Consider the following 9526-nt stretch of genomic DNA (forward strand, 5'->3'; position numbering starts at 1 on the left):
TTTTTATTTCCAGGCAAAAAAGACATTCCGACTTACTCTGCAAAGTGCCCTCCCACAAGTTTGCTTCGATGAAGAGCGGTCCCTGCTTCTGTATAAGAAACGCCCCGGAGCAGCGCATCACTGCCATATTTGTCCCGGATGGCATCCATGACGTAACCGAGTTCCCGTTTACGATCCCTTCCCGTATCGAATAAATCCAATTGGATGCTCGTGTCTTCACTGATATTAGACAAGGCGACAGATATACTCCGCACCGTCTTTTCCTCATAGAACTCTTTAAACAGCTGCAGGCACGTATAATAAATATCCATGGTAATGTTGGTCGGCTGGTCGAGGCTGCGCGAACGATGAAAGCCGCCGCCTCCTTCCGTTTTACTATAGCCGATTCCCAGACTGATTGTCCGTCCCGCTTTATCGTTGCTCCGCGCCCGCCTCGCCACCTCTTCACACATTTCCAGCATGACGTGTTTCACATGGGACGGGTCATGATAGTCACGCAGCAGAATCTGGCTTTTCCCATAACTGATCTGCCCCTGGATGATAGGAGCACCAAGCTCCGATAAATCGATCCCATGCGCATGATAGAACAATTGATTGCCCATGACGCCGAATACTTTTTCGAGCCGATCCAACGGATAATGCGCAAGCTGGCCGACGGTCGTAATCCCCATCCGGTTCAGTCTTCTTTCCAGGCGCGGACCGATCCCCCACATCTCTCTGAGTGGGGCAACCCGCCACAGTTTTTCCGGGACGTCCTCATATGTCCAGACGGCGACACCTTTTTTCTTCGCTTCCAAATCAAGACACAGCTTGGCCATCAGCATATTTGGGCCAATTCCGATTGCCGCCTTGAGATGGAAGGTATCTTCCAGTTCCTTCAAAATCATCGTTGCTATCTCTTCCGCTTCGCCGAACATCCGCTCGCTTCCATCGACCTCAAGAAAGCTTTCATCCACGCTATAAGTATGGATGGATTCTTTGGGTACATATTTATGAAACAACCTCGTAACCTCAGTGGAAATCTCTAAATAGGTACTCATCTGCGCGGATACAATAACAATATCTGGGTCATCCGGTATTTCAAACAGCCGGCTCCCTGTGCGAATGCCGTAGTCCTTCTTCATGGCCGGGGATGCGGCTAACACTACACTCCCCCTGCGATTCGTATCCGCCACCACTGCTAAATGGCAGGTCATCGGATCAAGCCCCCGTAAAATGGCGGCGCAGCTGGCATAAAAACTCTTCATATCCACACACAGGACTCGACGTTCCGGAAATAAATTGTAATCGATTACCGGATTACTCATTTCCGTCACACCTCTCTTTTGATCTCACCTTATATTATGAGAATGTGTGTTCGTATATGCAAGAGGGAATCATTGTAAAAAAGAGCTGCTGGCTGAACCTCAATAGAAAAAACCCGGCAAAAGACATTGCCAGGCTATTTTTTATTGAATTGTTTGTGGAGGAGTTTTTCTGTCAAGCCAGGGAATTGGTAGTGCAGCTTACTACCCGCTTCCATCCAGACCGGAAGATTGATTTCCCTGCTCGGTCTGAATAATTGCTTAACGATCCGATTGGCAACCCGGTTAGCGTCAAGCATCCATGAATCCACAGCATTACGGTAAGCACCTGAAGGATCAGCCTGGTCGAAGAAACCAGTGCGGACAGGACCAAGGTTTACTCCTGTGACCAATATGCCCTGAGGCTCCGCTTCCAGGCGCAAAGCATTGGTGAAGCCCAATACAGCATGTTTCGTTGCGGCATAAACGGCAGACTTAGGTGTCGCCATCTTTCCTGACTGGGAAGCTATGTTGACGATGTGCCCGGATTCCTGCTCTATCATCCGGGGGAGCACCTGGTGTGTCATTCTTAGCAAAGAGGTAATATTCACCTGGATCATCCGGTTGATATCTTCCCATTCAGACTCAGCGAAATAGTCAAAGATGCCCATCCCGGCATTGTTGATTAGAGCATCAATCGATTCATGTTCCGCTAAAATTTGTTCACTGATCCCTTTCGATTCTGTATCTCTGCTAAAGTCAGCCTGATACCAGTGGCACGAGACATCGAATTTTTCTTTCAATATGTTCGCTGTTGTCTCCAGCTTATCAGCAGAACGGGCTACCAGGATAGGACTTCCTCCGTTCCTGGCAACATGAATGGCAATATACCTACCGATTCCCCCGGATGCTCCGGTAATCAATACTTTCTTCTCTTTTAAGAAGGGATTCATAGATGAGAACCCTCCAGGTTTTGATAAAGAATCACACCATCATCCACGCTTGCTTTCACAGCTTTTATGTCCTCCAGATAATCAAGCTGACCAATGGTTTCAGACATGGTAAGACCGAATTGTTTCTCGTATTGGTTCGGAAACAAACAAGCGCAAATCTGGAAAATATTCATCTCTGCCTCTCCAATGATTTCCCGCACTTTAGTCGCCCGTTTTTCCTGACTCTCTAAACGCCGGTTAATCAAGTGGGCCGCGTTAGTGAATGTCTTTCCATGCCCGGGGTAGACATGTTCAATATCATACGAAAGCAATTTTTTTAAGGAGCTGCGATACTGGAGCATCGGCTTAGGTCTCTCTTCACCAGGTTGATAAGGTGGCTCAAGCAACGGATTAGGAGAGATATGTTCAAGCAAATGATCGCCTCCCAGCAGAGCTCCGTCCTTTTCGCGATAAAAAGACAAGTGACTCTGTGCGTGGCCAGGTGTAGCAATTACTTCCCATTCTTCATGTCCAGGCAGGGAGTCGCCTTCAAGTATCATGCTGGTGAGATTCCCTTTTGCTACATCACCAAGAGGGTTGCGCAGTTGTTTCAAAAAGCGGAGGTATTGCTCCGGGACCCCTGCCTGGTGATATAAAGCCTGGAAAAAGTTTTGGTAATGCTGCAAGAAATCTGGTTCTCTCTTAAGCCATTGATCGACTTGAGGATGAGCGACCACTTCTTCAAGACGTGGAAAATACTCAATCAGACCGATATGGTCGGGATGATGATGAGTCAAAACTACCTGTTCAATATCTTTTGGTTCATAACCAATCTGCTTCAATTGATAAACAAACGCAGCCCAGGCTTCATCGGTCTTCACCCCTGCGTCAATAATTGAGAGACGTTCTCCTTCCATTACATAAATATGGACATCCCCTACCGCATAAGGAGTAGGTACGGTTATTTGACTGATTTTTTGCTTCACGATAGTCATCTGAATTCCTCTCTCTTACTGAATAGTCATTCATTTTAATTATACCATTGTAGCATAATTTTTCCATTCCCTCATCTTTTTTGGGATTAACGAACTTATAAGTTAAAAGCTGATCCGATGGTTATCGGACCAGCTGAAGGCTCAGTTTTCTAACAGCTTTTTTAATGTATATTGAAGAAGCTCTGGCAAATACTCGAAGGAATAAGTCAGTTCGAGCCGTTCTGTCCATTGATGCGGGTCCTTCCCTAACGGACCGACATTAATGACCGGCATATTCAAGGTTTTCATCACATCCTCAGGCAGTTCAAACCCCCGCCCCTGTATCGGCATCAACTTCAAAAGATCTTCAAGTGGGGAGTCAGAAGATACCGGACCTAGGAAACTCAAGTCAGACAGCCCGGCAAAATATTCGACATTTTTCAGATCAACTCCATATGTTTGGCTGGCATATGATTGACAATCCTTCACCGTCGCTTCAATGAGCGGATCTTTTTTTGATGAAACGGATGGATAGAACGGCGGGCTGTAAAACAGAACAATCATTGGCCCGATATCTTTACATAACGAAGCAAGATCCTGAACGAGCAGGGTAGAAAAATCACGATCCCCTTGATCCCTTTGGGAAGTCAGCAGGTTCTGACGCCTTTCTACCTCCCCTTTCCCATACCTTTTCTCAGCCTCCCGGTATAATTGTTCATAGGTCAGTACCGTCACCGTCATTTCCAGGTATTCGCGTTCCTTTTCGGAAATATAATACCCTGCCTTATCATTATAATGCTTGAGGATCTTTTCCCTCGCTCTTTCTGCTGCCGTAAGCAGCTTATCGTTTATATCTGCAATCGTCTGCTCCATATAAAGGACGTTATACATAGCCACAGCAGACTGAGGGGTCTGAACGGAGTATTCCTCTTTTAAATCACGCTGCATCAGGCTGATTGGCGGGGGTGTCGTTTCCTCACCCACCGTTTCGATAAAATCCTCACTTAATTCCAATTCTTGCGCAAGATAACTGATCATCAGATTAGCATTCAACCCGGCAAAGGGCTCTCCTACATGTGTTTCTTTTCCATAGCAAAGAAAACCAGGAAGCACCTTTCCGATAGAACCCGTATATAAGTAGTAAGCAGTATCACCTGGAAATTTCCGAAACATTGGTTCCCCGTTCATCGTTGCTTTAAAATTCAAGTCATGCCGTTTCTGTAATTCGTCTAATGCCGGCAAAGCCGTAAGCATTCCAAGCGAATTCACTTCCTCATCAGGGACCGCGAGTAACAAAAGATTCCCATCAAACTCTCCATTCATCGCCTTTTCCAGCATAGATAAATGGACAGTCAGGCCTGCTTTCATGTCCATGGTTCCACGCCCAAACAACCAGTCACCTGTTTTCAGATCGTTTGCAGCTTCTTCCGGCAGCTCTTTTAGACGATGTTGTAATTCTCTGGTCAGTTCTTTTGGATGGAAGGCCAGATTTTGAAAGGAACCATAATCTTCAATCCCCACCACATCTACATGGGAGAGCAGTACGATTGTATCTTTTGCTTCCGGTTTTTTTACTAGAGCAGTCAAGAGCTGACGCCCATCCTTTAAAGGATAGGTTTGCAAAAGGTCAGGATTTTCCTTGAAATAGGGTTTTGTCGCTAATAGGTGCTGCAGATATTCAATGATAGCAATTTCATTATTACTACCTGTAATACTAGGATAGTTGACAAGGGAACATAATAGGTCCGTCAACTGCTCTTTTGTCTTCCATTGGGTTTCCATCTTGATCCACTCCTTTAAATTGACTTTTACTAGTAAATGTCACACAATCAAAAAGAGTAGATAGCGAGAGGTGACATAATTGGGAACTTTGATTTATGCCCATAGAGGCGCCAGTAAACTTGCCCCCGAAAATACCATGCCGGCGTTTGAATTAGCCCACCAGGCAGGTGCAGATGGTATTGAAACGGATGTCCAGCTGACTAAAGATGGTGTTCCGGTTTTGATTCATGATGAGAATGTGCGTCGCACCACAAATGGTACCGGTTTCGTTCAGGATTATACATATGAAGAAATAAAAAAGCTGGATGCAGGCAGCTGGTTTTCCACGAAATTTTCAGATACACCTATTGTAACATTAGAAGAATTTTTAGAGTGGGTACAGGACAAATCTATGGTGTTAAATATCGAGCTTAAAAACAATGTAATTGATTATAAAAATATGGAGCGAATCGTTTATGACCTTCTACAGGCCTACCAGTTACTTGATCAAACGGTCGTTTCCTCATTCAATCCCGACAGTATGAAACGGATGAAGGAAATCGATCCAAAGGTGGCAACGGCCTTTTTAACTTCTCAAAAGCTCCCTGACCTGTTTGGATATTTAAAAAGGTTACAGGTGGATGGGTTACATGTAAAGTATCGGCTGCTGAACAAAAAACTGGCAGAGAATTGTATGCAGCAAAACCTGGCCTTGCGAAGCTACACGGTAAACCGCCCTGCCCAAATGAAAAAGTGTTTTAAGCTTAAATGTGAAGGCATTTTTACAGATGTGCCCCACTTGGCTAAAGAATACCGTGAGTTATATCAATAATCAAAAACATACGTCATAAAGGAGAGATAGCATGGAATCAAAACTATTTTCCCCATATAGGATAAAAGACGTCACACTAAAAAATAGAATCGTCATGTCCCCGATGTGTATGTATTCTTCCGACACGCAGGACGGTAAGGCTGCTCCCTTCCACTTTGCGCACTATGAAAGCCGTGCTGCCGGACAAGCCGGTCTTGTCATGACGGAAGCTACTGCTGTGGTCCCGGAAGGGAGAATTTCCTATGAAGACCTTGGCATATGGAGCGATGAACATATAGCAGGATTAAAGCAAATCAATGAAGGGATACACCGTCACGGTGCTGCTTCTGCCATCCAGCTTGCCCATGCCGGGAGAAAAGCTGATCTGAAAGATCCTATTTATGGACCCAGTCCGCTCCCTTTTAATGAACAGTTGCAAACTCCGAATGAGATGTCCCTGGAAGATATCCAAAATGTAATCACCGCTTTTAAAAATGCTGCCAGAAGAGCTGATGAAAGTGGATTTGATATCATCGAACTCCATGGCGCCCATGGCTACTTGATCAATGAATTCTTATCTCCTCTTACTAATAAACGAAGCGATAATTATGGAGGTTCTACAGAAAACCGCTACCGTTTTCTGAGAGAAGTGATTACAGCTGTCCAAGAAGTATGGAATGGCCCTTTGTTCGTTAGGATTTCAGGGAATGAATATCATGAAGAGGGTAATACGATGAAAGATTTTCTTTACTATGCTGGAGAGATGAAAAAGCAGGGTATTGACTTGATTGATGTCAGTTCAGGCGGAGTAGTGCCAGCTCCCATCCATCCATTTCCCGGGTACCAATTATCGTACGCGGAGGAAATCAAACGCAGGACCGCGATTCCCACAGGAGCGGTGGGGCTAATAACACACGGAATTCAAGCAGAAGAGATTGTTCAAAACGAACGCGCTGAGCTGGTATTCATCGGTCGCGCTCTATTGCGAAATCCTTACTGGCCGAGACAGGCAGCTGAAGAGTTAGGATTCACCCTTGAAGGACCCCGCCAATATGCAAGGGCATGGAAATAAAAAATTCTCAAAAAGATCCGTCCAATTCTTTGGCACGGATCTTTCTTTCTACGTGTCACGTGGCTTAGCCAGTGATAAGATAGCGGTATAGGAGGAAAGAATATGGAATTATTTTTTCTCGGGACCGGTTCCGGCGTCCCTTCAAAAGAACGGAACGTTTCCGCATTAGCACTGCAGATGCTTCAAGAACGGCAGAGTACCTGGCTGTTCGACTGCGGGGAATCCACCCAGCACCAGATCCTGCGTACCAATATCCGGCCGCGCCGGGTAGAAAAAATATTCATTACCCACCTTCATGGCGACCATATTTACGGACTGCCAGGTTTTTTGAGCAGCCGTTCTTTTCAGGGTGGAGAAACCCCCTGTACAATATATGGCCCAAAAGGGTTGAAGGAATACATTACGATAAGTCTCCGTGTCAGTGGAACAAGGCTTACCTATCCCCTTGAAATTGTCGAAGTGATGGATGAACAGACAATTTTTGAGGATGAAGGGATTACTGTAAAGAGCGTGCCGCTAGAACACGGGCTTGAAAGTTTCGGATATATTATCCAGGAAAAAGATCAGCCCGGGGAACTCCTGCCGGAAAAACTGAAGGCTGCAGGCATTTCCCCTGGACCTATTTACCAAAAAATAAAAAAGAATGAAACGACGGAGCTGACTGATGGCAGGGTTATTCGCAGGAAGGATTATCTCGGTCCTGTTAAGGCAGGAAGAAAAATCGCCATTCTTGGGGATACCCGGTACCTGGAAAGATTGGCAGATATTTTGAAGCATGCCGATATTCTTGTCCACGAAGCCACGTTTGCTGGTGATGATGAAAAATTGGCCCATGCGTACTTCCATTCTACTACACGCCAGGCGGCAAACCTTGCCAAACTTGCTGAGGTGAAGCAATTGATTATCAGCCACATATCTTCCAGGTATCAGGGAGATAAAGTTAAGGATTTGTTGCGGGAAGCACAGGAAATCTTCCCTGATACAGAAATCGCCTATGACTTTTACCACCACCCTGTCCCGGCTAACAAGTAAGGAGGAATGTTCGATGTCCATCATCTCGAAAGCAACAGCAGATCAAAAAGATTTTTTTCGCCAAGGTCACACCAAGCCATACGAGTTTCGTCTCGCTCAATTAAAAAAACTGAAAAAGATGCTGAAAAAGTGGGAGCCTGCTATTCTTGAAGCGGTAAATGCCGACTTGAATAAATCAGAGTACGAGGCTTACACTACCGAAGTCGGCTTCCTCTATAGTGAGATTGATGACCATATGAAACACTTGGAAGAATGGATGGAACCAATTGAAGTTAAAACTCCTCTTACTCATAAAGGCTCGAAAAATTATATCATAAAAGAACCCTATGGAAATGTACTCGTTATCGCTCCATGGAACTATCCGATCAACCTGGCTTTCGCTCCGGTCATCGGAGCCATAGCTGCTGGCAATACTGTGATTCTGAAGCCATCCGAGCTTACCCCGAAGGTTTCTTCGCTGCTGGAGGAAATGGTCGCTGAAACCTTTGAACCTGGTTTCTTCACCGTCATCGAAGGTGGAAAAGAAACAAGTCAGGCATTGCTCGACCAACGGTTTGATTACATCTTCTTCACCGGGAGCATTCCAGTCGGAAAAATTGTGATGGAAAAAGCGAGTAAGCACCTGACACCGGTCACTCTCGAACTTGGCGGAAAAAGTCCCGCAATCGTCCATAAAGATGCCAAACTTGACCTGGCTGCCAAACGGATTGTCTGGGGAAAGTTTACAAACGCAGGCCAGACCTGCATCGCACCTGATTTCCTTTATATTCACCAGGATGTGAAAGATAAACTGTTAGCTAAGATTAATAAGCATATAGAGAGCATGTACGGAAAGAATCCATTGAAAAACCCGGATTTCACCAGTATCGTCTCCAGCGGACACTTTGACCGATTAACTGACTTTCTGGATAATGGCCAAATTTTCACTGGCGGCCGAACCGATCGGGAACGATTAATCATCGAACCTACCATCATAGATAATATCAGTTGGACTGACCCAGTCATGGAAGAAGAAATATTCGGCCCGATCCTGCCGGTACTGACCTTTGAGAATCTAACCGAAGCAGTGGATAACCTTCAAGATAAAGAGAAACCCTTAGCTCTCTACTACTTCGGCCAAAAAGAAAAACAGCAGAAATTCGTGACGGAAACGCTATCCTTTGGCGGCGGTTGTATCAATGACACCCTCTATCATATTGCTAACCCTCACCTTCCCTTCGGCGGGGTCGGCAGCAGCGGCATGGGGGCTTATCATGGGAAAGCAAGTTTTGAGACATTCTCCCATCAAAAGAGTATGACAAAGCAAACAACCAAATTCGACTACAGCATCCGCTACCCAGGCTCAAAAATAGGATTGAAAATCATCAAAAAATTACTGAAATAGTAGAACAAAAGCGCAAGCGCCTTGCTCACCCCCGACAAGCTTAAGACAAGCCTCGCCGTGACGTTTTTGGTCACAGAGAGGATTGACTTAAGACCTCGAGGGGGTAGGCGCTGGAGCTGGATGGGACAAACCACTTAAAGTTACCCAAAAAAGAAAATTTTATAATTTCCTAGACAATAAATAAAGAGGCTGTCCCAAAAGTCCTCTTTAAAATGAAAAAACCACGAAGAAATTGTTTTTCTTCGTGGTTTTTTCATTGTGAGCTTATTTCCTCCCC

At 45.3% G+C, this 9526-nt stretch carries 8 protein-coding genes; 4 read left to right on the plus strand and 4 right to left on the minus strand.

The window, feature by feature from the left end; translation table 11 throughout:
• Positions 1-32 precede the first annotated feature (32 nt).
• From FHS45_RS07335 to FHS45_RS07350, 4 genes are all read right to left on the minus strand, one after another.
• Positions 33-1307 (minus strand): Y-family DNA polymerase, encoded by a 1275-nt coding sequence (locus FHS45_RS07335; protein WP_062446536.1) that lies wholly within the window; start codon positions 1305-1307, stop codon positions 33-35.
• A gap of 134 nt (positions 1308-1441) precedes the next feature.
• Positions 1442-2236, minus strand: coding sequence for an SDR family NAD(P)-dependent oxidoreductase (locus FHS45_RS07340; RefSeq protein ID WP_062446538.1), 795 nt, complete (start codon positions 2234-2236; stop codon positions 1442-1444).
• Positions 2233-3210 carry an MBL fold metallo-hydrolase gene (locus tag FHS45_RS07345; protein ID WP_082412083.1) on the minus strand — a complete coding sequence of 326 codons (978 nt, stop codon included), beginning with the start codon at positions 3208-3210 and terminating at the stop codon, positions 2233-2235. Before FHS45_RS07345 ends, FHS45_RS07340 begins: the two co-directional genes overlap by 4 nt.
• 141 nt (positions 3211-3351) lie before the next feature.
• Positions 3352-4971, minus strand: coding sequence for a M20/M25/M40 family metallo-hydrolase (locus tag FHS45_RS07350; protein WP_062446540.1), 1620 nt, complete (start codon positions 4969-4971; stop codon positions 3352-3354).
• A 79-nt stretch (positions 4972-5050) separates the two neighbouring features.
• Between FHS45_RS07350 and FHS45_RS07355 the strand changes: the two genes are divergently transcribed.
• The 4 genes from FHS45_RS07355 (at position 5051) to FHS45_RS07370 (ending at position 9249) form a co-directional block, all read left to right on the plus strand.
• Complete coding sequence (locus FHS45_RS07355; protein WP_062446541.1) at positions 5051-5782, plus strand: glycerophosphodiester phosphodiesterase; 732 nt, start codon at positions 5051-5053, stop codon at positions 5780-5782.
• Between the two features lie 31 nt (positions 5783-5813).
• Complete coding sequence (gene namA / locus FHS45_RS07360; RefSeq protein ID WP_062446543.1) at positions 5814-6833, plus strand: NADPH dehydrogenase NamA; 1020 nt, start codon at positions 5814-5816, stop codon at positions 6831-6833.
• A 102-nt stretch (positions 6834-6935) separates the two neighbouring features.
• Positions 6936-7865, plus strand: coding sequence for a ribonuclease Z (rnz, locus tag FHS45_RS07365; RefSeq protein WP_062446545.1), 930 nt, complete (start codon positions 6936-6938; stop codon positions 7863-7865).
• 13 nt (positions 7866-7878) lie between these two features.
• Positions 7879-9249 carry an aldehyde dehydrogenase gene (locus FHS45_RS07370; protein ID WP_062446547.1) on the plus strand — a complete coding sequence of 457 codons (1371 nt, stop codon included), beginning with the start codon at positions 7879-7881 and terminating at the stop codon, positions 9247-9249.
• The last annotated feature ends 277 nt before the right edge of the window (positions 9250-9526 follow it).

The sequence above is a fragment of the Thalassobacillus devorans genome, from assembly GCF_011761345.1.
Classification (GTDB): Bacteria; Bacillota; Bacilli; order Bacillales; family Halobacillaceae; genus Thalassobacillus; species Thalassobacillus devorans.